Source organism: Rugamonas sp. (genome assembly GCF_025354735.1).
Taxonomy (GTDB): domain Bacteria; phylum Pseudomonadota; class Gammaproteobacteria; order Burkholderiales; family Burkholderiaceae_D; genus Rugamonas.
Map to the genome: position 1 here is coordinate 1 of NZ_JANXMI010000062.1, position 25,106 is coordinate 25,106.

17 protein-coding genes are annotated in these 25,106 nt (G+C 66.0%); 9 read left to right on the forward strand and 8 right to left on the reverse strand.

Features of this window, described 5'->3' with window-relative positions:
- The 5 genes from Q0S71_RS06380 to cyoA form a co-directional block, all read right to left on the reverse strand.
- Positions 1–390, reverse strand: a 390-nt coding sequence (locus Q0S71_RS06380; RefSeq protein WP_295993025.1) for an SURF1 family protein, incomplete at its 3' end; no start/stop codon positions are given.
- Positions 387–782 (reverse strand): cytochrome o ubiquinol oxidase subunit IV, encoded by a 396-nt coding sequence (gene cyoD / locus Q0S71_RS06385; RefSeq protein ID WP_295993028.1) that lies wholly within the window; start codon positions 780–782, stop codon positions 387–389. The genes Q0S71_RS06380 and cyoD, both read right to left, overlap by 4 nt.
- A complete protein-coding gene (gene cyoC, locus Q0S71_RS06390; RefSeq protein ID WP_295993031.1) occupies positions 779–1,408 on the reverse strand; it encodes a cytochrome o ubiquinol oxidase subunit III in 630 nt (209 codons plus the stop codon). Before cyoC ends, cyoD begins: the two co-directional genes overlap by 4 nt.
- Complete coding sequence (cyoB, locus tag Q0S71_RS06395) at positions 1,401–3,401, reverse strand: cytochrome o ubiquinol oxidase subunit I (protein ID WP_295993034.1); 2,001 nt, start codon at positions 3,399–3,401, stop codon at positions 1,401–1,403. Before cyoB ends, cyoC begins: the two co-directional genes overlap by 8 nt.
- Position 3,402: 1 nt before the next feature.
- Positions 3,403–4,395 (reverse strand): ubiquinol oxidase subunit II, encoded by a 993-nt coding sequence (cyoA, locus tag Q0S71_RS06400; RefSeq protein ID WP_295993036.1) that lies wholly within the window; start codon positions 4,393–4,395, stop codon positions 3,403–3,405.
- A gap of 251 nt (positions 4,396–4,646) precedes the next feature.
- On the opposite strand from cyoA, the gene Q0S71_RS06405 reads away from it, so the two are divergent.
- Positions 4,647–5,990, forward strand: coding sequence for an MFS transporter (locus Q0S71_RS06405; RefSeq protein ID WP_295993038.1), 1,344 nt, complete (start codon positions 4,647–4,649; stop codon positions 5,988–5,990).
- Positions 5,991–6,190: 200 nt separating this feature from the next.
- Here the strand turns inward: Q0S71_RS06405 and Q0S71_RS06410 are convergent, their stop codons facing one another.
- Together Q0S71_RS06410 and Q0S71_RS06415 are read right to left on the reverse strand one after the other, a co-directional pair.
- Positions 6,191–7,645, reverse strand: coding sequence for a cytochrome P450 (locus Q0S71_RS06410; RefSeq protein ID WP_295993039.1), 1,455 nt, complete (start codon positions 7,643–7,645; stop codon positions 6,191–6,193).
- Between the two features lie 159 nt (positions 7,646–7,804).
- On the reverse strand, positions 7,805–8,914 hold the full coding sequence (locus Q0S71_RS06415; protein WP_295993042.1) for a LacI family DNA-binding transcriptional regulator: 1,110 nt from the start codon (positions 8,912–8,914) through the stop codon (positions 7,805–7,807).
- Between the two features lie 379 nt (positions 8,915–9,293).
- On the opposite strand from Q0S71_RS06415, the gene Q0S71_RS06420 reads away from it, so the two are divergent.
- The 6 genes from Q0S71_RS06420 to Q0S71_RS06445 all read left to right on the forward strand — a co-directional run bounded on the left by Q0S71_RS06420 (position 9,294) and on the right by Q0S71_RS06445 (position 17,258).
- Positions 9,294–10,478, forward strand: coding sequence for a fumarylacetoacetate hydrolase family protein (locus Q0S71_RS06420; RefSeq protein ID WP_295993063.1), 1,185 nt, complete (start codon positions 9,294–9,296; stop codon positions 10,476–10,478).
- A 188-nt stretch (positions 10,479–10,666) separates the two neighbouring features.
- On the forward strand, positions 10,667–11,440 hold the full coding sequence (locus tag Q0S71_RS06425) for an SDR family NAD(P)-dependent oxidoreductase (protein ID WP_295993066.1): 774 nt from the start codon (positions 10,667–10,669) through the stop codon (positions 11,438–11,440).
- 9 nt (positions 11,441–11,449) lie between these two features.
- Entirely contained in the window at positions 11,450–13,246 is a 1,797-nt protein-coding gene (locus Q0S71_RS06430; RefSeq protein ID WP_295993044.1) for an IlvD/Edd family dehydratase, read from the forward strand.
- Between the two features lie 170 nt (positions 13,247–13,416).
- Positions 13,417–14,421, forward strand: coding sequence for a D-xylose ABC transporter substrate-binding protein (gene xylF / locus Q0S71_RS06435; protein ID WP_295993047.1), 1,005 nt, complete (start codon positions 13,417–13,419; stop codon positions 14,419–14,421).
- A 118-nt stretch (positions 14,422–14,539) separates the two neighbouring features.
- Positions 14,540–16,105: a D-xylose ABC transporter ATP-binding protein gene (gene xylG, locus Q0S71_RS06440; RefSeq protein ID WP_295993050.1), complete on the forward strand. Its 1,566-nt coding sequence runs from the start codon at positions 14,540–14,542 to the stop codon at positions 16,103–16,105.
- A gap of 10 nt (positions 16,106–16,115) precedes the next feature.
- Complete coding sequence (locus Q0S71_RS06445; protein ID WP_295993052.1) at positions 16,116–17,258, forward strand: sugar ABC transporter permease; 1,143 nt, start codon at positions 16,116–16,118, stop codon at positions 17,256–17,258.
- 184 nt (positions 17,259–17,442) lie between these two features.
- On the opposite strand, the gene Q0S71_RS06450 is transcribed toward Q0S71_RS06445, so the two are convergent.
- Entirely contained in the window at positions 17,443–17,751 is a 309-nt protein-coding gene (locus tag Q0S71_RS06450; protein WP_295993054.1) for a DUF1778 domain-containing protein, read from the reverse strand.
- 363 nt (positions 17,752–18,114) lie between these two features.
- Here Q0S71_RS06450 and Q0S71_RS06455 point away from each other — a divergent pair, with 363 nt between their 5' ends.
- On the forward strand, positions 18,115–19,617 hold the full coding sequence (locus Q0S71_RS06455; protein WP_295993057.1) for a peptide MFS transporter: 1,503 nt from the start codon (positions 18,115–18,117) through the stop codon (positions 19,615–19,617).
- A 137-nt stretch (positions 19,618–19,754) separates the two neighbouring features.
- The gene (locus tag Q0S71_RS06460) at positions 19,755–24,998 is read left to right on the forward strand and encodes a diguanylate cyclase (RefSeq protein WP_295993060.1); all 5,244 of its coding nucleotides are present in this window, start codon (positions 19,755–19,757) and stop codon (positions 24,996–24,998) included.
- Positions 24,999–25,106: the final 108 nt, after the last annotated feature.

Sequence of the window (25,106 nt, forward strand, 5' to 3'; positions counted from 1 at the left end):
CGGCACGAAGCCGCGGTTGACCATGACGATGGCGCCGTCGCCCGTGCACAGCGGCGTCAGCATCCAGTAGCCGACGCCCTGCTCGGTCGACGCCAGCACCCGCGTCGCCTGCCGCGTCAGGTAGACGCCGCCCAGCCGCACGTGGCGGTACTCGTGGCTGTCGGCGGCCACCCGCGGCCACTCGGCCACGCCGGGCGCGGCCACCGGGGCCGCGTGCACGCGCTGCTCGACCCGCTCTATCAGCGCCAGTTTCCACTGCAGACGAAACACTTGCCAGGTCCCCAAAGCAAAAAACCCTGCCAACATCAGTGTGGCGAAAATCGCCACACTGATGCGCAGGGTGCGGGAACGCGGGCGCGGCGCGTCTAAGACGTCCGGCCCATGGTTCATTGCATGTCGTTCATATTGTGCACGTCCTTGCCCATGCCCGGCATCATGTTGACGTTCATGTGGTACATGACCCAGATCGAACCGGACAGCACGATCAGCAGCAGCACCAGCGTGAACAGCGTCGCCAGGATGGACCAGCCGCCTTCGACCTTGCCGTTCATGTGCAGGAAGTAGACCATGTGGACGATCACTTGCACGGCGGCGAAGCCCAGGATGACGGCGGCGGTGGTGCTCGACTTGTCGAACACCTTGTGCATCACCAGGAAGAACGGGATCGCCGTCAGGATCACCGACAGCACGAAGCCGATCGCGTAGTCCTTCAGGCTGCCGTGCGGCGCGCCATCGTCGTGTCCGTGGTCGTCGTGCCCAGAGTGATTATGTGGTGCGCTCATGGCAGGACTCCCATCAGATAAACAAAGGTGAACACGCCGATCCAGATCACGTCCAGGAAGTGCCAGAACATCGACAGGCACATCATGCGGCGCAGGTTTTCAGGCGTCAGGCCATGCTTGCCCAGCTGGACCATCAAGGTCACCAGCCAGACCGAGCCGAACGTCACGTGCAGGCCGTGGGTGCCGACCAGCGCGAAGAACGAGGTCAGGAAGGCGCTGCGCTGCGGGCCGTTGCCCTCGGCGATCAGGTGCGCGAACTCCTGCAGTTCCAGGTACAGGAACGACAGGCCGAACAGGCCGGTGACGGCCAGCCAGATGATGGCGCCCTTCAGGTGCTTGCGCTGGGCCGCGATCATGGCGAAGCCGTAGGTGATCGACGACAGCAGCAGGAAGGCCGTGTTCAGGGCCACCGTCGGCAGGTCGAACACCTCGGCGCCCGACGGGCCGCCGGCGAAGTTGCGGCCGAGCACGGCGTACGCCGCGAACAGGCCCGCGAACAGCAGGCAGTCGCTCATCAGGTAAATCCAGAAACCCAGCAGGGTGCCGTTTTCCGGGTGGTGGTCGCGCACGTAGTAACGCGCGCTCGGGTCGGCGCTCACGGCGCCGTTGGCGATAGTGTCAGACATGGCTTTCCAGGAAACGGGTATGCGCGGCTTCGGTGCGGACGACTTCTTCCGCGGGGATGTAGAAATCGCGCTTGTAGTTAAAGGTATGGATGATGACGGCGGCCAGCATGGCGACGAAACTCAGGCCGGCGACCAGCCACATCTGCCAGATCATGGCGAAGCCGAGCGCCGCGGCGCAGGCCGAGATGATGAAGCCGGCGGCCGTGTTCTTCGGCATGTGGATGGCGACGAAACCGCTGGTCGGACGCTGGTAGGCGTTGGCCTTCATGTCGGCCCAGCTGTCGCTCTCATGCACGACGGGCGTGAAGGCGAAGTTGTAGTCCGGCGGTGGCGACGAGGTGGCCCACTCCAGCGTGCGGCCGCCCCATGGGTCGCCGGTGACGTCGCGCAGCGCGTCGCGGTTCTTCCAGCTGACGTAGAACTGCACCAGCATCGCGCCGATGCCGGCGGCGATGATCAGCGCGCCGATGGCGGCGATGACGAAGAACTTTTGCAGCGACGGATCCTCGAAGTGGTTCATGCGGCGGGTGATGCCCATGAAGCCCATGACGTACAGCGGCGTGAACGCGACCCAGAAGCCGACCAGCCAGCACCAGAACGAGATCTTGCCCCAGAATTCATCGAGCTTGAAGCCGAAGGCTTTCGGGAACCAGTAGTTGATCGCGGCGAAGCAGCCGAACACCACGCCGCCGATGATGACGTTGTGGAAGTGGGCGATCAGGAACAGCGAGTTGTGCAGCACGAAGTCGGCCGGTGGCACGGCCAGCATCACGCCGGTCATGCCGCCGATGACGAAGGTGACCATGAAGCCCATGGTCCACAGCATCGGCACGTCGAAGCGGATGCGGCCCTTGTACATGGTGAACAGCCAGTTGAAGATCTTGGCCCCGGTCGGGATCGAGATGATCATCGTGGTGATGCCGAAGAAGGAGTTGACGCTGGCGCCCGAGCCCATGGTGAAGAAGTGGTGCAGCCACACCAGGTAGGACAGCACGGTGATGACGACGGTGGCGTAGACCATCGAGGTGTAGCCGAACAGCTTCTTGCCGCTGAAGGTGGAGACGATTTCCGAGAACACGCCGAACACCGGCAGCACCAGGATGTAGACCTCGGGGTGGCCCCAGATCCAGATCAGGTTGACGTACAACATCGGGTTGCCGCCGAGGTCGTTGGTGAAGAAGTTGGTGCCGACCATGCGGTCCAGCGACAGCATGGCCAGCGTCACGGTCAGGATCGGGAAGGTGGCGACGATCAGGGCGTTGGTGCACAGCGCGGTCCAGGTGAAGACCGGCATTTTCATCAGGCTCATGCCCGGCGCGCGCATCTTGACGATGGTGGCGATCAGGTTGACCCCGGACAGCGTGGTCCCCACCCCGGCCACCTGCAGCGACCAGATGTAATAGTCGACGCCGACGTCGGGACTGGCCATGATGCCCGACAGCGGCGGGAAGGCCAGCCAGCCGGTGCGGGCGAATTCGCCGACGAACAGCGAGGCCATCGTCAGCATCGCGCCGAAGGTGGTCATCCAGAACGAGAAGTTGTTCAGGAAGGGGAAGGAGACGTCGCGCGCGCCGATCTGCAGCGGCACCACGTAGTTCATCAGGCCCGTCACCAAAGGCATGGCCACGAAGAAGATCATGATGGTGCCGTGGGCGGTGAAGACCTGGTCGTAGTGGTGCGGCGGCAGGAAGCCGGCGCTGTCGCCGAAGGCGAAGGCCTGCTGGGCGCGCATCATCAGCGCGTCGGAGAAGCCGCGCAGCAGCATGACGATGGCCAGCACCATGTACATGATGCCGATCTTCTTGTGGTCGATGGAGGTGATCCAGTCGCGCCACAGCGGGCCCCACAGGCGGAATTTGAACATGGCGGCGAGCAGCGCGAGGCCGCCCACTGCCACCATGGCGAAGGTGCCGATCAGGATGGGCTCGTGATATGGAATCGCTTCCAGCGTCAGCCGCCCAAAGATCAGTTTGGTCAGGTTAATATCGGACATGTCAGTTTTTACGGGTAGGTTGGGCGATGGCGGCGACCGGGGTGGCGCAGATTTCTTTGGCCGCTTCCTTGACGGCGCCGGCCGACTGGATGCGTTTGGAGTCCTGGTGCATCATGGTGTTGATGCAGACCGAGCCTTCCGTCACGCAGCGGTTCAGGATCAGGCCGTACAAGCCCTCATCGATGCTGCCGAAGTGCATGATCGGGTGTTTGATGGTCGGCTTGTCGAGTGCCACGTAGGCGGCGCGGGTCAGCTTGTTACCCGTGCGGGTCTGCTGCACCCAGGTGTCGAAATCGGCTTGCGTGACGCCGTGGTATTTGAACTTCATGTCCGAGAAACCGGCGCCGCTGTAGTTCGACGAGAAACCGTCGTAGACGCCGACCTTGTTCATCACCGCGTTGAGCTGCGTTTCCATGCCGGGCATGGTGTAGACCATGCCGGCCCGCGCGGGAATATAGAAGGCGTTCATCACCGACGACGACGTCATCTTGAAGCGCACCGGCACGTCGATCGGGGTCACCAGCTCGTTGACGGTGGCGATGCCCAGTTCGGGATAGATGAACATCCACTTCCAGTCCATCGCCACCACGTCCACTTCCAGCGGCTTGACGTTGGCCGAAATCGGGCGGTGTTCGTCGAGGCGGCTGAGCGGACGGTAAGGGTCCAGCAAGTGGGTGTAGATCCAGGTGATGAGGCCGAGGACGATGATGATCAGCAGCGGCGCGCCCCAGATCAGCAGTTCCAGCTGGGTCGAGTGATCCCAGTCCGGCTCGTATCTGGCGGTGGTATTACCCTTCCGATAATGCCAGGCGAATAAGAAAATGAGTACTATCACCGGTACGATAATCAGCAGCATCAGCAAAGTCGACACCATAACCAGGTGTGCCTGCTGGGCTGCGATATCGCCGGACGGATTCATCACCACCGTGTTGCAGCCCGCGAGCAACAACATGGGGAGAAAGCGTAATCCGCGACGTGCTATCAATGAAATCATGCGCTGTTGTGTGATACGTAGGATTAATAACATGGTACTGTAACGCTAACGACGCTCATTGGCGATTGGACACTTTGTCCACCCCCGGCGAGCGCCGCAGATACACTACCAGGATGTAAAACACTTACGTAACTCGGTTGCAAAAGGCGGTTGCAGTAGGACGTAGATTCAGACGCAGATTCAGATGTAGAGCACAGGACTAAAAGAACAGATGTAGAACAGAACAATACTAAAAGAAACGAGACGCGATCATGGCAAACACAACAGGCTACGACAGCCCCACCCCCCACGCCCACGGCTCCAACAGCAGCGCCGCGCGCAGCATTAACTCTCGTCACGGTACGATAGCGCCGGGAGAGATCGCCATTGGAGTGGTGATCGGGCGTGCTTCAGAATACTTCGATTTCTTCGTGTACGCGATTGCTTCGGTGCTGGTATTTCCGTCGATCTTCTTTCCGCATCAAAGCAAACTGGACGGGACGCTGTACGCCTTTGCCATCTTTTCCCTGGCCTTCATCGCCCGGCCTATCGGTACGCTGATCTTCATGGCGCTACAGAAGCGATACGGCCGGGAAGTCAAGTTGACGATCGCGCTGTTCCTGCTGGGCGTTTCGACTGTCGGCATCGCATTCTTGCCAGAATACTCTGATTTGGGCGCCCTGTCCGTAGTCATCTTGTCGATGTTGCGTATCGGCCAAGGCCTGGCGCTGGGCGGCTCCTGGGACGGCCTGCCGTCGCTGCTGGCGCTCAACGCGCCCAAGGAAAAACGCGGCTGGTACGCCATGCTGGGCCAGCTCGGCGCGCCGGTCGGCTTCATGATCGCCGCCGGCGTGTTCGCCTACATGCTCACCAACCTGGACCGCGCCGACTTCCTCGACTGGGGCTGGCGCTACCCCTTCTACGTGGCCTTCGCCATCAACGTCGTCGCCCTGTTCGCCCGTTTGCGCCTCGTGTCGACGCCGGAATACTCGCACCTGCTCGATGAGCGCGAGCTCGAACCGGTCAGCGTCATGGAGATGAGCCAGTCGCAAAGCCGCAACATCGTCATCGGCGCCCTGGCCGCGCTGGCCAGCTACGCGCTGTTCCATCTGGTGACGGTGTTCCCGCTGTCGTGGATTTCGATTTATTCGGAGCGCAACGTCAGCGATTTCCTCTACCTGCAGATCGGCGGCGCGGCGCTGTCCATCGTCGGCATCATCGTCTCCGGCCTGGTCGCCGACCGCTTCGGCCGGCGCACCACGCTCGGCACGCTGGCCGCCGCGATCGCCGTGTTCAGCGGCTTCGTGCCGACGCTGATGGGCGGCGGCGACGTCGGCCAGAACATCTTCATCCTGGTCGGCTTCCTGCTGCTGGGCCTGTCGTACGGCCAGGCGGCCGGCGCGGTGACGGCCAATTTCGAGGCGCGCTACCGCTACACCGGCGCCGCGCTGACGTCGGACCTGGCCTGGCTGGTCGGCGCCGGCTTCGCGCCGCTGGTCGCGCTGGGCCTGTCGGCCCACTTCGGCCTCGGCTACGTCAGCCTGTACCTGCTGTCGGGATCGGTCGGCTCGCTGGCCGCGCTGAGTCTGAACCGGGCGCTGGAAATCAAGGATTAAGCGCAAGGATCAAGCGGCGGCGGCCAGTCTCAAACCGGGGCCGGCCACCGCCCCGAAGTCCACTTCCGCCGCCGCGCCCTGCCCCGAGTTGTTAACACTATCTGTGGATAAGCTTGTTAACAAGCTTCCCCGGCACCGGCCAAGCGCTTGTTTTTGAACGATAAAAAACAAAGTGCCTCATTTTGTCGCGGCGCCCGGATTCAGCTCGCCGCGCGCGGCCGCAGGCGCATCGTCAAGCCCAGCGGCGACATCACAAACCCCATCAACTCGCGCGCCTCGCCGCCGTCCGGCGTGTCGACGGCGGCCAGCTCGAAAGTCGACAACAGCATCGCCATCGCGGCCTTAATTTCCAGCAGCGCCAGATAACGGCCCGGACACGTCCGCAAGCCGCCGCCGAAAGGCTGGCCCAGGCGCTTGTCCATGGCCTGCCCGCCGCCGGCCAGCCAGCGCTCCGGCTCGAACGCCGCCGCGCGCGGCACGTGGCCCTCGTCCACCGCATCGTGACGCAGTACGCACCACACCAGCATCCCGCGCGGCACGGCGACATCGCCGACCACCGTGTCGCGCAGCGCCTCGAGCGGAATATACGGCGCCACCGGCTTCAGCCGCATCGCCTCCTGGATGCAGGCGTCGAGATATTCCAGGCCGTCCATTTGCTCGACCGTGAACCCGGCCGGATCCGGCGCCAGCCGCCGCACCTCCTCTTGCGCCCGGCGCAGCGCCGCCGGATGACGGTGCAGCAGATACAACATCCACGCCAGCGTGTTGGCCGTCGTATCCTCGCCGGCCAGCAACATCGTCATCACATTGCCGGCCACGGCGTCATCGTCGACACCGCTGCCGCCCTCATCGGCGGCGGCGATCATCGCCTCCAGCAGGTTGACGGGACGCGCGCGCCGCGCCGGCTCGGCCGCCATGCGCGCGCGGGCGGCGGCGATCAGCGTGGCGATTTCATGGTTCATGCCGGCGATGCTGCGGTCCAGCCGGCGGTCCGCCGGCAGCTTGATATAGCGCCAGTGCGGAAACCACGCGATGCTGCGCCGCGCCACCGCCGGCAATATCCGGTCGAGATGGCGCTGGATCACGTCCTCGCCGCCGTCGATGGTGTTGACCTCGGCGCCGAAGGCCAGGCCGGCGATGATGTCGACCGTGTAGCGCTTCAGGTCGCCCATCAGGTCGATGACCCGGCCGGCGCCGGCGGCGTCCTGCCAGCGCCGCTGCAAACGCCGCGCCACCGTCACCAGCGCCGGAAAATACGCCTTGATCGCGTGCGGCGCGAAACCGGCCATGACCATGCGCCGCTGGTCGCGCCAGGCCTGGCCCTCGGCCATGAACAGCCCCGGCTTGCCGCCCAGCTCGGCGGTCACGTTGGCCGTCACCCGCGGCCGCCGGAAGCCGTCCGGCCGATCGCGCAAGATGGCGTTGACGGCCTCGTGCCCCGCCACCACCAGCACCGGCAGCGGTCCGAAGCGCAGCTTGAACAGCGGGCCGAACTGGCGCGTCCAATCCTCGACGTCGCGGTGGATGCGCTCGACCCGCATCTGCGGCAGATTGCCCAGCACCGGCCAGCCGGGCGGCCCCGGCAAATCGGCCACGGCGCGCAGATCCCGGCCGGTGGCCGGCGCCGCCGGCAATATAGTATGGTTCGATTCCATCGATGCCTCCTCCGTTTTTATCTCCCCAGTTTGCCCTATGGCCGCCAGCGCGAAGAAGTATTGCATGCTTGTGGCATGCGCGCGCCGGACGGCGCGACGAAAGCGAGCGGATCTGGTGCTGCAAGGCCGGCGGCGCGACTACGGGGTCCGCCCCCCGATTTACGAGACTGTGGCTTGATCGCGTTTTACTGCCAGCGCCGGCATCGCGGGACGCAGCCGTGGCGCGGCGTCGGACTGGCGCCGGATCAGCGCGTAATCCATCACCAGATGCTCGGGCGCTTCCGGCGCGCCGCCGCGCAGGGCGCGCACGCGCCGCACCAGAAAACGCACCGCCGTCTCGGCCATTTCCGTGATCGGCTGGCGCACCGTGGTCAGCTCGGGCCAGATCGTCGTCGCCAGCGCCGTGTCGTCGAAGCCGGCCACCGTCAAGTCGCCCGGCACGTCGAGGCCGCGCCGGTGCGCGATGGCGACCGCCGCCGCCGCCATGTCGTCGTTGCTGGCGAAAATGGCCGTCGGCCGCTGCGCCAGCGCCAACAGCGCTTCGGCCGCGTCCAGCCCCGAACGGTAGCTGAACATGCCCTGCACGATCAGCTCGGCGCCGGCGTCGACGCCGCCGTCCGCGATCGCGGCCTGGAAACCGGCCAGCCGCCGCGCGCTGGCGCTCTGCACCGGATGGCCGATGACGAAGCCGATGCGCCGGTGGCCCAGCGCGATCAGGTGCGCCGTCATCGCATAGGCGGCGTGGTAATCGTCGATGCTGATGCCGCACACGCGCGGATCCTGCGTGCCGCGCGCCACCGTCACCGCCGGCACCGCCGAGGCCGCGATCAGCTCGACCAGATGGGCCGTGTCGCACAGCGGCGGCGGCAGGATGATGCCGTCGACGCCGTTGGCGATCAAGCGCCGCGTCTGCTCGACGCCGTGTTCGCTGCGCTCGCCGCCTTCGCACTTTTCCACCACCAGCTGCACGTTGCTCAGGCTGGCCTGGTTCAGCAGGCCCATGAGGAATTCCGTCAGGTAGCCGGCGCTCGGATTGCTGTACAAAAATCCGAGCCGGATCGGCTTGATGCCGGCCAGCCCGCGCGCCGACTGGTTCGGCACGTAATGCAGCGCGGCGACGGCGGCATCGACGCGCGACCGGGTCGATGCCCGCACCTTGGCGTCGCCGTTCATCACGCGCGACACCGTCATCGACGACACCCCGGCCAGCCGTGCCACGTCGGCCATGGTCGGGTTGGAAGTCGCTTCGATGTCGGTGTTGGACTGCATAGTTTTCGGTCGATCAAGCTGGATGGAGGCATGGCGCCGGTGCGATATCGCCCGCCGACGTGGCGATGGGGTCAAGACCGGGGGCCGACCCCGCCGGCCAACGGCGACCGCGGCCACTAAGCTCAAACGGGGCGGACCCCGATCGCGCCGCCCGCTACGCTGGCGCCCCGCGCAAGCCGAGCGCAATTTCAAGTCCCGGACTTTACCACACGCCCCGCCACGTTTCCCAGCGCTATCGACAAGCCGAAAAACTCTGTGAGAGAATATTTGACAACATTGATTCAATCGATCTACACTCAAATGGTTGCGGTAACATTTCATGGTAATTAATGTTACCGTAGATCACTAAACATCTCAGTTCAGGAATTCAGTTCAAATGATGCAACAGATGACGCAAGCGCAAGCCTTGCCGGTGGATGTGGACGCGGCGCTGCTGGTCGGCCGCGTGTGGCGTGGCGGCGCGGTCGACGGTCCCTGCGTGGTCGTCGTGCGCGACGGCATCGTATGGGATATCACGGCGCGGGCGCCGACCGTGGCCGACCTCCTGGAACGCGACGACGTGGCCGCCTACGCCCGCACCGTGCCGGGCGAACCGCTGGGCCCGGCCGTGGAATGGATGGAGGAAATGGCGCGGCCCGGCCCCGACACGCCGCGACTGCTGGCGCCCTGCGACCTGCAAGCGATCAAGGCTTGCGGCGTGACCTTCGCCGTCAGCCTGCTCGAACGCGTGATCGAAGAACAGGCCGGCGGCGACGCCAGCCGCGCCGCCGCGCTGCGCGCCGAACTGCTGGCCAGCATCGGCGCCGACCTGTCGACCATCCGCCCCGGCTCGGCCGACGCCGACAAGCTGAAACAGGCACTGGTCCAGCGCGGCGCCTGGTCGCAATACATGGAAGTGGGCATCGGCCCCTACGCCGAGGTGTTCACCAAGGCCCAGCCGATGTCGGCCGTCGGCCACGGCGCCGACGTCGGCATCCACCGCGAATCGCAATGGAATAATCCCGAGCCGGAAATCGTGCTGGCCGTGAACAGCCGCTCGCAAGTGGTCGGCGCCACGCTGGGCAACGACGTCAATCTGCGCGACTTCGAGGGCCGCAGCGCCCTCCTGCTCGGCAAGGCCAAGGACAACAACGGCTCCTGCGCCATCGGCCCCTTCATCCGTTTGTTCGATGGCCGCTTCACACTCGACACCGTGCGCAACACCGAAGTGAGCCTGGTCATCGAAGGCGCCGACGACGATTTCAAACTGTCCGGCGTGAGCCGCATGCGCGAGATCAGCCGCGATCCGCTGGAGCTGGTCGAGCACGCCAGCGGCCCGCACCACCAATACCCGGACGGCTATATGCTCTTCCTCGGCACTATGTTCTCGCCGGTGCAGGACCGCGGCGCGGCCGGCGCCGGCTTCACCCACCATGCGGGCGACCGCGTGACCATCGCCAGTCCCGCGCTGGGCGCGCTGGTCAACCACGTCCAGTACAGCGACGCCATCGCGCCGTGGACCTTCGGCGTGCGCGCGCTGTACCGCAGCCTGGCCGCGCGCGGCTTGCCGGAGCAGCAGGACTGAATAAACTAAACGGCACTCGACGACACGCAATCGCATTAAACGACACTAAGCAGCACCAAGCCGCACCAAGCGGCGCCAAGCAAAACAATAAAACGGAGACGTACATCAGCATGAGCATCGATATCACCACCGGCGGCACCGGCGACAGCACGACGCCGTCCGCCATCCAGGCCACCACGCGCCCGCCCATGGTCTACGCCACCTACCCCAGCCTGGCCGGCAAGCGGGTGGCGATCACCGGCGGCGGCACCGGCATCGGCGCGGCCCTGGTCGACGCCTTCGTCAAACAGGGCGCGCAAGTATTCTTCCTCGACATCGCCGACGACGCTTCACGCACGCTGGAGCACGACTTGCGCACCGCCCCGCGGCCGCCGCAATTCCTGCACTGCGACTTAACCGACCTCGACGCGCTGGCCGCCACCTTCGCCGGCATCGAACAGCAGCACGGCGCCATCGACATCCTCATCAACAACGCCGCCAACGACGACCGCCACCAGGTGGCCAACGTCACCCAGAAATATTGGGACGACAGCTTCGCCGTCAACCTGCGCCACCAGTTCTTTTGCGCCCAGGCCGTGGCGCCCGGCATGAAGGCGGCCGGCGGCGGCGTGGTGCTGAACTTCGGCTCGATCTCGTGGCACCTCGCGCTGAGCAACCTGGCCCTGTACATGACGGCCAAGGCCGCCATCGAAGGCTTGACGCGCGGCCTCGCGCGCGACCTCGGCGCGGACGGCATCCGCGTCAACTGCATCATCCCCGGCTCGATCAAGACGGCGCGCCAGATGGCGCTGTGGCACTCGGCCGAAGGCGAGCAGCAAATCCTCGCCGCCCAATGCCTGCACGAGCGCGTGGAACCGGAAGACGTGGCGGCCATGGCGCTGTTCCTGGCGTCCGACAACGCGGCGCGCTGCTCCGGCCGCGACTATTATGTCGACGCCGGCTGGTACGGCCCGGGAGCGTGAGGCGGCATCATGACTAACACCGTAAAGCCCGCAACGCCCCCGCAACGCCGCTTCCGCTCGCAAGACTGGTTCGACAATCCCGACCACATCGACATGACGGCGCTCTACCTCGAACGCTTCATGAACTACGGCATCACGCCCGACGAATTGCGCTCGGGCCGGCCCATCATCGGCATCGCCCAATCGGGCAGCGACATCAGCCCGTGCAACCGCATCCACCTGGAACTGGCGCGCCGCGTGCGCGACGGCATCCGCGACGCCGGCGGCATCGCCATGGAATTCCCGCTGCATCCGATCTTTGAAAACTGCCGCCGCCCGACCGCCGCCATCGACCGCAACCTGGCCTACATGGGCCTGGTGGAAATCCTGCACGGCTATCCTATCGACGCCGTCGTCCTCACCACCGGCTGCGACAAGACCACGCCGGCGCAGATCATGGCCGCGTCGACGGTCGACATTCCCGCCATCGTGCTGTCGGGCGGGCCGATGCTCGACGGCTGGCTGGACGGCGAACTGGTCGGCTCCGGCGCGGCGATCTGGAAGGGCCGCCGCCAGCTGGCCGCCGGCGCCATCGACGAAGAAAAATTCCTGCAAATCGCGGCCGCCTCGGCGCCGTCGGCCGGCCACTGCAACACCATGGGCACGGCCTCGACGATGAACGCGCTGGCCGAGGCGCTGGGCATGTCGCTGACCGGCTGCTCGGCCATTCCCGCGCCCTACCGCGAACGGGGACAGATGGCCTATGAAACGGGACGCCGCATCGTCGAGATGGCGCGGCTCGACCTCAAGCCGTCGGCCATCCTCACCCGCGACGCCTTCCTCGACGCCATCGTCGTCAACGCCGCCATCGGCGGCTCGACCAACGCCCAGCCCCACATCATGGCCATGGCGCGCCACGCCGGCGTCGAACTGCATTCCTCGGACTGGATGGACTACGGCCACGACGTGCCGCTGCTGCTGAACATGCAACCGTCCGGCAAATACCTGGGCGAGCGCTTCCACCGCGCCGGCGGCGTGCCGGCCGTGATGCGCGAGCTGCTCGACGCCGGCAAGCTGCGCGCCGAGCGCCCCACCGTCACCGGCCACACCATGGCGGCCAACCTGGAAGGCAAGCACAGCAACGACCGCGAAATGATCACGCCCTACGCCGCGCCGCTGAAGGCACAGGCCGGCTTCATGGTCTTGCGCGGCAACCTGTTCGATTTCGCCATCATGAAAACCAGCGTCATCTCGCCGGCCTTCCGCGAACGCTATCTGAACCGGCCCGGCCACGAAAACGTGTTCGAGTCGCGCGCCATCGTGTTCGACGGCTCAGGCGACTACCACGCCCGCATCAACGACCCGTCGCTGGAGATCGACGAGGATTGCATGCTGGTGATACGCGGCGCCGGCCCGGTCGGCTGGCCCGGTTCGGCCGAAGTGGTCAACATGCAGCCGCCGGACGCCCTCATCAAGCGAGGTATCACCACCCTGCCGACGCTGGGCGACGGCCGCCAGTCCGGCACCTCGGACAGCCCGTCCATCTTGAACGCGTCGCCGGAAAGCGCGGTCGGCGGCGGCCTGGCGTGGGTGCGCACCGGCGACACGATACGCGTCGACCTGAACGCGGGCCGCTGCGATATGCTTATCACCGACGCCGAACTGGCGCTGCGCAAAACCGCCGGCGTGCCGGCCGTGCCGCCCAGCCAGACCCCGTGGCAGCAGCTGTACCGCGCCACCGTCGGCCAGATGGAAACGGGGGCCTGCATGGAACTGGCGGTTCAATATCGTGGCGTGGCCGACACCCTGCCACGGCATAATCATTGAGTACGCAACTATTGAGTACTCAACTAAGTACGCAAGTTATTTTTCATCGAACAGGGAGGTGGCACAAGCAGACCGGACGTGACTTCAAGCCAGTGCTTTAGCGAATAAAACAATTTATCTGAAGACCGCGCCAATACAGGTTCGGCTTCAACCCTCAAGGAGACAGAGTGATGAATAAAATATTAAAAGCAGCAGTGATCGGCGCCATGTTGGCGATTTCCAGCAGCGCCGCCATGGCCGACGCCAAGAATCCGAAAATCGGTTTCTCGATCGATGACTTGCGCGTCGAGCGCTGGACCCGCGACCGCGATTTCTTCATCGCCGCCGCCGAAGGCCTGGGCGCCAAGGTCTTCGTGCAGTCGGCCGACGCCAGCGAGCAGCGCCAGATCGCGCAAATCGAAAACCTGATTTCGCGCGGCGTCGACGCCCTCGTCATCGTGCCCTACAACGCCACCGTGCTCAACAACGCGATCCAGGAAGCCAAGAAGGCCCACATCAAGGTCATCTCCTACGACCGCCTGATTTTGAATTCCGACATCGACGCCTACATTTCCTTCGACAACGAGAAAGTCGGCGAGATGCAGGCCGAGGGCGTCGTCAAGGTCCAGCCGAAGGGTAACTTCTACCTGCTGGGCGGCGCGCCGACCGACAACAACGCCAAGATGCTGCGCGAAGGCCAGATGAAAATCCTGCAGCCGCTGATCGACAAGGGCGACATCAAAATCGTCGGCAAGCAGTGGGTGAAGGACTGGAACCCGTCGGAGGCGCTGTCCATCGTCGAGAACGCGCTGACGGCCAACAACAACAAGATCGACGCCATCGTCGCCTCCAACGACGGCACGGCCGGCGGCGCCATCCAGGCGCTGGCCGCGCAGAAACTGGCCGGCAAGGTGCCGGTCTCGGGCCAGGATGCCGATCTGGCCGCCGTGCGCCGCGTCATCGCCGGCACCCAGGCGATGACGGTCTACAAGCCGCTCAAGCTGATCGCCTCGGAAGCGGCCAAGCTGGCCGTCGAACTGGTGCGCAATGAAAAGCCGGCCTACAATTCGACCTACGACAACGGCATGAAAAAGGTCGACACCGTGCTGCTCAAACCGATCCCGCTGACCAAGGCCAACGTCACCGTGCTGGTCGACGACGGCTTCTACACCAAGGCCCAGCTGTCCTCCAATTAAGAAGCGTAGCAGGCCGGGCATGGCTGACGCCGCGCCCGACAAGACGCCGCCCGCCACCGCGCGGGCCGGCGTCGCTTCGGCGTCCCCGCGACGTCTTCTTCTTTTACGGTGTACACGCATGGCTGACTTTTTGCTCGAAATGAAGGGCATCGTCAAGCAGTTCGACGGTGTCCGCGCGCTCGACGGCATCGACCTCCAGGTCCGCGCCGGCGAATGCATAGGCTTGTGCGGCGAGAACGGCGCCGGCAAGTCGACCCTGATGAAGGTGCTGTCCGGCGTCTATCCGCACGGCACCTGGGATGGCGACATCCTGTTCGATGGCCGGCCCTTGCAGGCCCAGTCCATCCGCGACACCGAGGCGGCCGGCATCATCATCATCCACCAGGAATTGATGCTGGTGCCGGAACTGTCGGTGACGGAAAATCTTTTCCTCGGCAATGAAATCACCCTGCCCGGCGGCCGCATGAATTATCCGGCCATGAACCGGCGCGCCCAGCAATTACTGGCCGAGCTCAACATCGGCGATGTCAACGTCGTGCTGCCGGTCAAGCAGTACGGCGGCGGCCACCAGCAGCTGATCGAAATCGCCAAGGCCCTCAACAAGAACGCCCGGCTGCTCATTTTGGACGAACCGTCGTCGTCGCTGACGGCGTCCGAAATCGCGGTGCTGCTGGACATGCTGCGCGGCCTGAAAGCCAAGGGCGTGACCTGCATCTACATCTCGCACAAGCTCGACGAGGTGGCCGCCATCTGCGACACCATCGTCGTCATCCGGGACGGCAAGCACATCGCCACCACGCCGATGCAGGGCATGAACGTGGAACGCATCATCTCGCAGATGGTCGGGCGCGACATGAGCCAGCTCTACCCGCAGCGCAAGCACGCCGTCGGTGAGCAGGTGGTGTTCGAGGCGCGCAACGTGACCTGTTACGACGCCGACAATCCCGAGCGCAAACGGGTCGACAATATCTCGTTCCAGCTGAAACAGGGCGAGATCCTCGGCATCGCCGGCCTGGTCGGCTCCGGCCGCACCGAGCTGGTGTCGGCCATCTTCGGCGCCTATCCGGGCGTGAGCGAGGCCGAGGTCTGGCTGCACGGCCGGCGCATCGACACGGCCACGCCGCTCAAGGCCATCCGCGCCGGCCTGGCCATGGTGCCGGAAGACCGCAAGCACCACGGCATCGTGCCCGACCTCGACGTCGGCCAGAACATGACGCTGGCCGTGCTCAACGAGTTCGCCCACGCCACCCGCGTCGACAAGCAGCAGGAGCTGCACGCGATACGCGGCGAAATCGCGCTGCTCGAATTGCGCGCCGCCAGCCCGTTCTTGCCCATCACCTCGCTGTCCGGCGGCAACCAGCAAAAAGCCGTGCTGGCCAAGATGCTGCTGACCAAGCCGAAGATATTGATACTCGACGAGCCCACCCGCGGCGTCGACGTCGGCGCCAAGTTCGAGATCTACCAGCTGATGTTCGAGCTGGCGCGGCAGGGCATGTCCATCATCATGGTGTCGTCCGAACTGGCCGAGGTGCTGGGCATTTCGGACCGCGTGCTGGTGATCGGCGAAGGCCAGCTGCGCGGCGACTTCGTCAACCGCAACCTGACGCAGGAAACCGTGCTGGCCGCCGCGCTGGCGCAATCCTCCCCTGTTTCCGTACCGGCCTCCGCCGCACCCCACCATTGAATCGGATGCCATGAAAAGCAATCACATCAAACAGCTGTTCACGCAGTACAAAATGCTGGCCCTGCTGATCGCCATCGCGCTGATCTGGACCTTCTTCAGCTGGAAGACCGAGGGCGGCTTCGTCACGCCGCGCAACCTGTCGAACCTGGTGCGGCAGATGGCCATCACCGGCGTCGTCGCCTGCGGCATGTCGCTCGTCATCATCGCCGGCGAGATCGACCTGTCGGTGGGCTCGCTGCTCGGCCTGCTCGGCGGCATCGCGGCCGTGCTCGACGTCTCCCACCACCTGGCGCTGCCGCTGAACCTGCTGATCGTGCTCGGCTGCGGCCTGGCGGCGGGCTTGTTCAACGGCTACCTGACGGCCTATCTGAAAATCCCCTCCTTCATCGTCGGCCTGGGCGGCATGCTGGCCTATCGCGGCATCGTGCTCGGCATCACGGGCGGCATGACGGTGGCGCCCGTGTCGGCCGACCTGGTCTACCTGGGCCAGGGCTATATGCCGCCGCAGTGGGGCATCGCGCTGGGCGCGGCGCTGTTCGTGCTGACGCTGGTGCTGGTGTGGCGCCAGCGCCGCAGCAACGCCGAGCACGGCCTGCCGCAGACGCCGCTGTGGCGCGACGGCGTCAAGGTGGTGGTCGCGGCGGTCGTGCTGGCGGCGGCCGTGGCCACCTTCAACGATTACGAAGGCATCCCGCTGCCCGTGCTGCTGCTGCTGGCCCTGCTCGGACTGTTCAGCTACATCACCACGCAAACCGTGTTCGGCCGCCGCATCTACGCCGTCGGCAGCAATATGGAGGCGACCCGGCTGTCGGGCATCAACGTGCAGGCGATCAAGCTGTGGATCTTCGGCATCATGGGACTGATGTGCGCGCTGGCCGGCGTCATCAACACGGCGCGGCTGGCGGCCGGCTCGCCGTCGGCCGGCACCTCCGGCGAGCTCGACGCCATCGCCGCCTGCTTCATCGGCGGCACCTCCATGCGCGGCGGCTCCGGCACCGTGCACGGCGCGCTAATCGGCGCCCTCGTCATGGCCAGCCTCGACAACGGCATGTCGATGCTCGACGTCGACACCTACTGGCAGATGATCGTCAAAGGCTGCATCCTGACACTGGCCGTATGGATAGACGTCAGCACGCGGGCCGGCAAGCGCTGAAGGCGGCGTGGCCTATTATCAATCGGCTTGCTCACCAAATGCAAATGGCGTTTAAGGCACCTAAGGCGCCATTTGCACGGCAGACGGGATATGCGATATCGGCATCGCAAGGCCCAGCGGATCGGACAGGAGCCGGGCGAAACCGTAATACAGGTAGAGGTTGGCACAGTTGAACCCGCTAACCTCATGCGTCGTTGTCAACGCGGATATGGAGTGAGCCATCTTCCATCCTGTTTTTAAACCGCTCGAATGCCTTGAGCAATGCCGCGTTGGGCTTCCCAGGCGCATCGAGCATGTCCATCAACATCGCGGCGTCTGCGGGGGAATATAGGATAATGTCGCCGTCGATAATCATGTCCGCTTTTTCCAGAGCCGCTTGGACTATGAATTGATGCAGCGTCGCACCAGTCTGCTGCGCCGCCCGCTGTAGCTTCTCCAGGACCGGACTGGGAATTCCGTCCGTAATGCGGTCTCTTCCTTCTGTCGTATCCATATACCTATCCTCCGTTCAACCCTGTATATGTCGTCCAATTCAGTCTAGCACGCCGGTGACATTACCCCCGGCAGCCGCCTGTTGGGCTGGGCGGCTTGGCCGGGTTGAATGGCGGGAATCAAAGTATGGGGGAATTCGCGCGCCAGCTTCTTGCGCACGCGCAAAGAGCGCCGGCGGCAGCGCGCCATGTTTTTTACCGCATCGCCGCCCCGCCCTTGTTACAAATCATCGCGCCATCGCGCCACAGTCGCGGCCGGCCAATATTGCATGTTCAGCCCGTGTCGCGTAGCATCCTTCCGTTCCTTGCCGACGATCAAAATTAATGCTCTACGGCAAGCCAAATACATGATTTATGGGACAGAAATGACAAGTCATCAATTACCGTTACCTAGCCAAACCCGTTCCTTCATGACGGTGGCGCTGATCGAGCTGTGGGAGCGTTTCGGCTACTACGGCATGCAGGCGCTGATCGTCTATTACATGGTGCAGCGTCTCGGCTTCGACGACAGCCGCGCCAACCTGGTGTGGAGCGCCTGCGCCGCGCTCATCTACGTGTCGCCGGCCATCGGCGGCTGGATCGGCGACAAGGTGCTCGGCACCAAGCGCTCGATGATTACCGGCGCCATCATCCTCAGCATCGGCTACGCGCTGATGGCCGTGCCGACCGAAAACACCTGGTTCATGTTCTCCGCGCTCGGCGTGGTGGTGGTCGGCAACGGCTTGTTCAAGCCCAACACCGCCAACCTCGTGCGCAAGATCTACGAGGGCGACGATTCCAAGATCGACAGCGCCTTCACGCTCTACTACATGGCCGTCAACGTCGGCTCCACCATCTCCATCCTGGCCACGCCGTGGGTCAAGGACTACGTCAACGCCACCTACGGCAACGAACTGGGCTGGCACGCCGCCTTCGCCGTGTGCAGCGTCGGCCTCGTGCTGGGCCTGTTCAACCTGATGATGATGCGCCACACGCTGCGCCACGTCGGCTCCCTGCCCGACGTGCAGCCGCTGAACGTCGGCAAGCTGCTGATGGTGCTGGCCGGCGGCCTCGTCGTCGTCGCCGCCTCGGCCGTCATCCTGCAATACCGCGACATCGCGCGCGCCTTCGTCTACCTGGCCGGCATCGTCGTGCTGGCCATCTTCGGGCACCTGATCCGCAAAAGCGAAGTGAGCGAGCGCGCCGGGCTGATCGCCGCGCTGGTGTTAACACTGCAGACCGTGTTGTTCTTCATCTTCTACCAGCAGATGTCGACCTCGCTGTCGCTGTTCGCGCTGCGCAATGTGGACTGGGACTTCGGCTTCATGGGCATGCACCTGTGGACCTGGTCGCCGGCCCAGTACCAGGCGCTCAACCCGATCTGGATCATGTGCCTGAGCCCGCTGCTCGCCTGGCTGTACGCCAAGGCCGGCGCGGCCAAGAAGGATTTGTCGATCGCCGCCAAGTTCGCGCTCGGCTTCTCCGTCGTCGCCGTCGGCTTCTTCGTCTACGGCATCGCCGGCCAGTTCGCCGTCAACGGCAAGACCTCGTCGTGGGTGATGATCTTCGGCTACGGCTTCAACGCCTTCGGCGAACTGCTGGTGAGCGGCCTGGGCCTGGCGATGGTGGCGCGCTACGTGCCGGCCCGCATGGGCGGCTTCATGATGGGCGCCTACTTCGTCGCCGTCGGCATTTCGCAATACCTGGGCGGCGTGGTGGCCAACTACGCCAGCGTGCCGAAAGACGTCGTCGACCCGCTGCAAACGCTGCAGATTTACACCAGCCTGTTCAACAAGCTCGGCATCGGCGCCATGGTCTGCACGCTGATCGCGCTCGCTTGCCTGCCGCTGATGCGCCGCCTCACCGCGACGCATCACTCGCACAACTAAGTCCTGCCCCCGGCTGGCGCCTCCCACGCGCCAGCCGCCGGCAAAAAAGAAATCGCCTGTAGAAGCAACGCAAGTATAATTATATTTGCTGCAATATCGATTGCGCATATCCACTCTGTGCGGTCAACCTGAATGACATGATTAGCGTGCGTGACCCCGGCGATTACCAGCAAGCAGAAACGCTACACAGCAGTGATCGCTCGCTCGTCTACCGCACCCTGTCCACGACAGAACAGCTGCCCGTCATCGTCAAAGTCCTCGCCCACGACGCCCCCTCCTTCGAGCAAGTAGCGCAATTCAAGCGCGAGTACGCGATCGCGCGCCGCTGCCGGCACCCCGCCATCGTGCGGCCGCTGGCGCTGCGCCAGCAGGGCGGACGCTGGATGATCGTGCACGACGATATCGGCGGCGCCTCGCTCGACCGTCTGCTGCGCCAGGGCGACGGCGCGCCGGCCCCGCTGCCGCTGGACGACGTGGTCGACATCGCGTTGCAACTGTGCGGCGCGCTCGACGTCGTCCACGGCCAGGGCGTGATCCACAAGGACATCAACCCGTCCAACCTGGTGTGGAACGCGCAGCGCCGCCAGTTGCAGCTGATCGACTTCGGCATCGCCTGCGAACTGGCGCAGGAAACCCAGCGGCCGGACGACCCGGTCACGCTCGAAGGCACGCTGCGCTACATGGCGCCCGAGCAGACCGGACGCATGAACCGCATGGTCGACTACCGCGCCGACTATTACGCCTTCGGCATCACGCTGTACGAACTGCTGACCGGCCAGCCGCCCTACGCCAGCGCCGACCCGATGGAACTGGTGCACAGCCACCTGGCGCGCGAGCCGGACTGGACGCTGCCCGCGCTGGCCGCCGTGCCGCGCCCGCTGCTCCTCGTCGTGCAGCGCCTGTGCGCCAAGAACGCCGAGCAGCGCTATCAAAACGCCCACGCGCTGCACATGGATCTGCAACGCTGCCGGCAGGCGGCGCGCCATCCCCTGCAACGCGACCGGGACGACCGGCACGCCAGCCCGCCGCCGGAACAGCAGCCCCGGCTGATGATTCCGCAACAACTGTACGGCCGCGAGCGCGAAATCACCGCCCTGCTCGACGCCTTCGAGCGCAGCGCCGCCGGCCCCGGCGAAATGCTGCTGGTGGCCGGCCACGCCGGCATCGGCAAGTCGGCGCTGGTGCATGAGGTGCACAAGTCCATCGTCGCGCGGCGCGGCCATTTCGCGGCCGGCAAGTGCGACCAGTACAGCCGCGACCAGCCCTACGCCGCGCTGCTGCAGGCGTGCCGCGAACTGATGCGGCAACTGCTGCACGGCGCCGAGTCGCAAGTCCAGGCCTGGGCCGCCAGGCTGCGCGCGGCGCTGGGTGCCAACCTCGGCGTGATCGTCGAGATGATCCCGGAACTGGCGCTGATCGTCGGCCCCACGGCCGCGCCGGACGCGCTGCCCCCGGTCGAAGCGCAACACCGCCTGAACCGCAGCTTCGAGCGCTACATCCAGGTGTTTTGCGCCGCCACCCATCCGCTGGTGCTGTTCATCGACGACCTGCAATGGGCCGACGCGTCGACGCTGCGCCTGCTCGACCGCCTGCTGCGCGACGCCGGCAACCGCCACCTGCTGCTGATCGGCGCCTACCGCGACAACGAGGTCGGTGCCACCCATCCCTTGACGACGCTGCGCGAGCAGTGGCGGACCGACGGCGCGCGCCTGGGCGACTGCACGCTCGCCGCGCTCGACGCCGCGCAGACCGGCCGCCTGATCGCCGACACGCTGCGGCTGGCGCCGGCCGACTGCGCGCCGCTGACGGCGCTGTGCCATCAAAAAACGCTGGGCAATCCCTTCTTCCTGGGCCAGTTCCTGGCCGCGATCCACCAGGCCGGCCACCTGCGCTACCATGCCGGACGCCGCCGCTGGCAGTGGGACCTGGCGCCGCTGGCGGCGGCCGACTACACCGGCAACGTGGTCGAACTGCTGCTCGATAAAATCCGCCGCCTGCCGGCCTCCACCCAGCGCCAGTTGCAGCGCGCCGCCGCCATCGGCAACCGCTTCGAGCTGGCCACGCTGGCCGTGATCGGCGAGCTGCCCGCGCACCAGACCCAGCTGCAACTGTGGCCGGCGCTGGAGGCCGGCCTGATCCACCCCATCGACCAGCGCTACAAATACCTGGGCGACGACGCCGGCGCCGACGCCGACGTGCGCATCGGCTACCGCTTCCTGCACGACCGCGTCCAGCAGGCGGCCTACGCCGTCGCCGCCGAGCACGAGCGGCCGGCCACCCACCTGTGCATCGGCCGTCTGCTGCTCGGCCACGCCACGCCGCAGACGCTGGAGCAGCAACTGTTCGCCATCACCGAGCAGCTCAACGGCGGCCGCGCGCTGATGGACGACGCCGCCGAACGGCTGCAACTGGCGGCGCTGAACCAGCGCGCCGGCGCCAAAGCGCTGCGCGCGTCCGCCTTCCAGCCGGCGCTGCGCCACCTGCGCATCGGCCTGGCGCTGCTGCCGCAGCAACCGTGGCGCGCGCAGCCATCGCTGTGCCTGGAGCTGCATCTGGGCGCGGCCGAAGCGGCCTATCTGTGCGGCGACTTCGCCGCCGCCGACGCCATCTATCCCGACATCCTGGCCCACTGCGGCGCGCCGCTGCTGCAGGTGCGCTGCATCGCCGTGCAGGCCCACCAGTATCAATTGCAGGGCCGGCTGCTCGACGCCATCGCAGTCACGCGCCGCGGCCTGGGCCTGCTCGGCTACGCCATCGCCGACGACGCCGCCGCGCTCGAAGCGCAGATCCCGGCGCTGTTCGACGCCACGCAAGCGCAGTGCGCCCGGCGCGAGGCGGGGCGCGGCCACGCGGCGCTGCTCGACGAGCTGCTGGAGGCCGCCGAGCTGAGCGATCCGGCCGCGCTGGCCGCCATGCATCTGATGCAGGCGCTGTGGATGGCCAGCTACTACGCCGGCCAGCAGCACCTGAGCCTGACGATGGTGTTGTCGATGACGCGGCTGGCCATCGAGCACGGCAACAGCGATTTCGCCTCGGTCGCCTACGTCGGCTACGCCGTCGCGCAGGCCCTGCGCATCGGCCACGACGAGCGCGCCCACGGCTTCGGCGCGATGGCGCTGGCGCTGTCCAGGCGGCGCGCCAACTTGCAGACCCGCACCCTGACCTATTTGATGTTTTCGGCCATGGTCCAGCACTGGACCCGGCCGCTGAGCAGCTGCGACGAACTCAACGACGAAGCCTTCCGCTGGGCCGTCGACAGCGGCGACTTCGTGCAGGTGGGCGTGGTGGTCGCCGTGCGCGCCACCGACCGCCTGATCCTGGGCCGCTACCTGCCCGAGCTGGCCCAGCTGACCGAACGCGACGTCGCGCTGATGCGCGCCAACGGCCAGCGCGACATGGTCGACTGCACCATCGCCGCCGCCCTCCAGCCCATCAAATGCCTGATGGGCCTGACGCCGCGCGCCGACCGCTACGACGACGACACCTTCAGCGAACAGCGCCACCTCGACACCTACGGCGGCTCGCCGCTGCTGCGCGCCTATTTCCTGCAAGGGAAAATCCGCAACGCCTATTTCTTCGACGCCGCCGACGCCGAGGCGCTGGCCTGCCAGCTCGACGTCGTCACCCGCATGATGCGGCGCCAGTCCAAGGTGCCGGAAACGAGTTTTTACGCGGCCCTGATCTGGCTGCGCGCGCTGCGGCGCATGGCGCCGGGCCGGGCCGGCGCCGATGCGGACGCGCTGCTGGCCCGGCTGGACGGCGTGCGCGCCAGCTTCAGGGACTGGGCCACGCTCAGCGACGACAACTTCGGCGCCCGCCACCATCTGCTCGAAGCGGAAGCGGCGCGCTATCGGCGCGACGTGGCGCTGGCCATGCGCCACTACGCCGCCGGCATCGCCGCCGCGCGCGACGCCGGCTACGTCAACCTGCAAGCGCTGGGCAACGAGCTGTACGCGGAATTCTGGGACGAGCAAGGCCAGCAGCGCATCGCCGCGCTGTTCCTGCACGACGCGCTGACGCACTACGGACGCTGGGGCGCCGACGGCAAGGTCGCGCAGCTCACCGAGCGCCACGCGGCGCTGCTGGCGCGTCCGGCCGGCGCCCAGACGCACCATGCGGCCGGCGGCCAGCGCCCCGCCATCGAGATGGCGGCGTCGTTCATGGCCGGCGCCGGCACGCTGCCGCAACACGGCCGGCACGGTCCGCACAATCAGCACAGCCTACACGGCGGCAGCTACGACAGCCACGGTGGCAACGCCAGCCTCGACCTCGCCTCCATCGTCAAGGCGTCGCACGCGCTGTCCAATGAAATCGGGCTGAACAATGTGCTACGGCGCCTGATCGCCATCATCCGCGAAAACTCCGGCGCCCAAGTGGCGCGGCTGTTGCTGCTGAACGAAGGCGAGTGGTCGCTGGAAGCGGACATCGACGGCGACGTCGGCGCCGATGCCGACAGCGCCGACGGCGCCGGTGATGCACAGGCCCTGCTGCCGGCGCGGCCGCTGCGCCTCGACGCCGACAGCGACCCGCAGTTTCCGCTGTCGCTGCTGCGCTACGTGGCCCGCACCGGCGCCGAAATCATCGACGACGACATGGCGCGCTCGCCGCGCTTCGCCAGCGATGCCTACGTGCAGGCGCGGCAGCCGAAGTCGGTGATGTGCCTGCCGATCCGGCACGGCGGCCGGATCGGCGCCATCATCTACCTGGAAAACAATCTGGCCCGCGCCAGCTTCACCGCCGAGCGCGCCGAATTCCTGCGCCTGGTGGGTGCCCAGGCCCTCATTTCCATCGCCCACGCACGCCTGCACGACAGCCTGGAACAGCGCGTCGCCGAACGCACCGCCGAGCTGGAGGAAGCCAACCGCCGGCTGGCCACGCTGTCGGCCACCGACGGCCTGACCGGCCTGGCCAACCGCCGCCAGTTCGACGACGTGCTGGCCCGCGAATGGGCGCGCGCCATGCGCGCCGGCCAGCCGCTGGCGGTGGTGATGCTCGACGTCGACCACTTCAAGAAATACAACGACTGCTACGGCCACCAGGCCGGCGACATCTGCCTGAAAAACGTGGCCCGCATGCTGCAACTGAGCACGCGCCGCGCCGGCGACCTGGTGGCCCGCTACGGCGGCGAGGAATTCGCCATCGTGCTGCCCAACACGGGCGCGGCCGTGGCCCGCCAGATCGCCGAGACCATGCGCCTGAGCATAGAAACACTGCACATCCCGCACCAGCCGGCGCCGCTGGGCAAGATCACGGTCAGCATCGGCATCGCCGTGGGCGGCGACGCCGACAGCAGCACCGACGCCCTGCTGCGCCGCGCCGACGCCGCGCTCTACCGCGCCAAGGCCGCCGGCCGCAACCGCATCGCCGCCGACGACGAGTGAGCCGCCCCCCGCTGCTCGGCACCCGCTAGCCTACGCCCGTTCGCCGGCGCCGCCGACGGTTCGATTGCGCGGATTCGATTCGACACAATCGTGGTACTGTCTACGGTG

Bases quoted from the DNA above. Each gene is read 5' to 3' on its own strand.
- cyoD (WP_295993028.1), bottom strand. From the start codon at position 782: ATGAGCGCACCACATAATCACTCTGGGCACGACGACCACGGACACGAC.
- cyoC (WP_295993031.1), bottom strand. From the start codon at position 1,408: ATGTCTGACACTATCGCCAACGGCGCCGTGAGCGCCGACCCGAGCGCG.
- cyoB (WP_295993034.1), bottom strand. From the start codon at position 3,401: ATGTCCGATATTAACCTGACCAAACTGATCTTTGGGCGGCTGACGCTG.
- cyoA (WP_295993036.1), bottom strand. From the start codon at position 4,395: ATGATTTCATTGATAGCACGTCGCGGATTACGCTTTCTCCCCATGTTG.
- Q0S71_RS06405 (WP_295993038.1), top strand. From the start codon at position 4,647: ATGGCAAACACAACAGGCTACGACAGCCCCACCCCCCACGCCCACGGC.
- Q0S71_RS06410 (WP_295993039.1), bottom strand. From the start codon at position 7,645: ATGGAATCGAACCATACTATATTGCCGGCGGCGCCGGCCACCGGCCGG.
- Q0S71_RS06415 (WP_295993042.1), bottom strand. From the start codon at position 8,914: ATGCAGTCCAACACCGACATCGAAGCGACTTCCAACCCGACCATGGCC.
- Q0S71_RS06420 (WP_295993063.1), top strand. From the start codon at position 9,294: ATGCAACAGATGACGCAAGCGCAAGCCTTGCCGGTGGATGTGGACGCG.
- Q0S71_RS06425 (WP_295993066.1), top strand. From the start codon at position 10,667: ATGGTCTACGCCACCTACCCCAGCCTGGCCGGCAAGCGGGTGGCGATC.
- Q0S71_RS06430 (WP_295993044.1), top strand. From the start codon at position 11,450: ATGACTAACACCGTAAAGCCCGCAACGCCCCCGCAACGCCGCTTCCGC.
- xylF (WP_295993047.1), top strand. From the start codon at position 13,417: ATGAATAAAATATTAAAAGCAGCAGTGATCGGCGCCATGTTGGCGATT.
- xylG (WP_295993050.1), top strand. From the start codon at position 14,540: ATGGCTGACTTTTTGCTCGAAATGAAGGGCATCGTCAAGCAGTTCGAC.
- Q0S71_RS06445 (WP_295993052.1), top strand. From the start codon at position 16,116: ATGAAAAGCAATCACATCAAACAGCTGTTCACGCAGTACAAAATGCTG.
- Q0S71_RS06450 (WP_295993054.1), bottom strand. From the start codon at position 17,751: ATGGATACGACAGAAGGAAGAGACCGCATTACGGACGGAATTCCCAGT.
- Q0S71_RS06455 (WP_295993057.1), top strand. From the start codon at position 18,115: ATGACAAGTCATCAATTACCGTTACCTAGCCAAACCCGTTCCTTCATG.
- Q0S71_RS06460 (WP_295993060.1), top strand. From the start codon at position 19,755: ATGATTAGCGTGCGTGACCCCGGCGATTACCAGCAAGCAGAAACGCTA.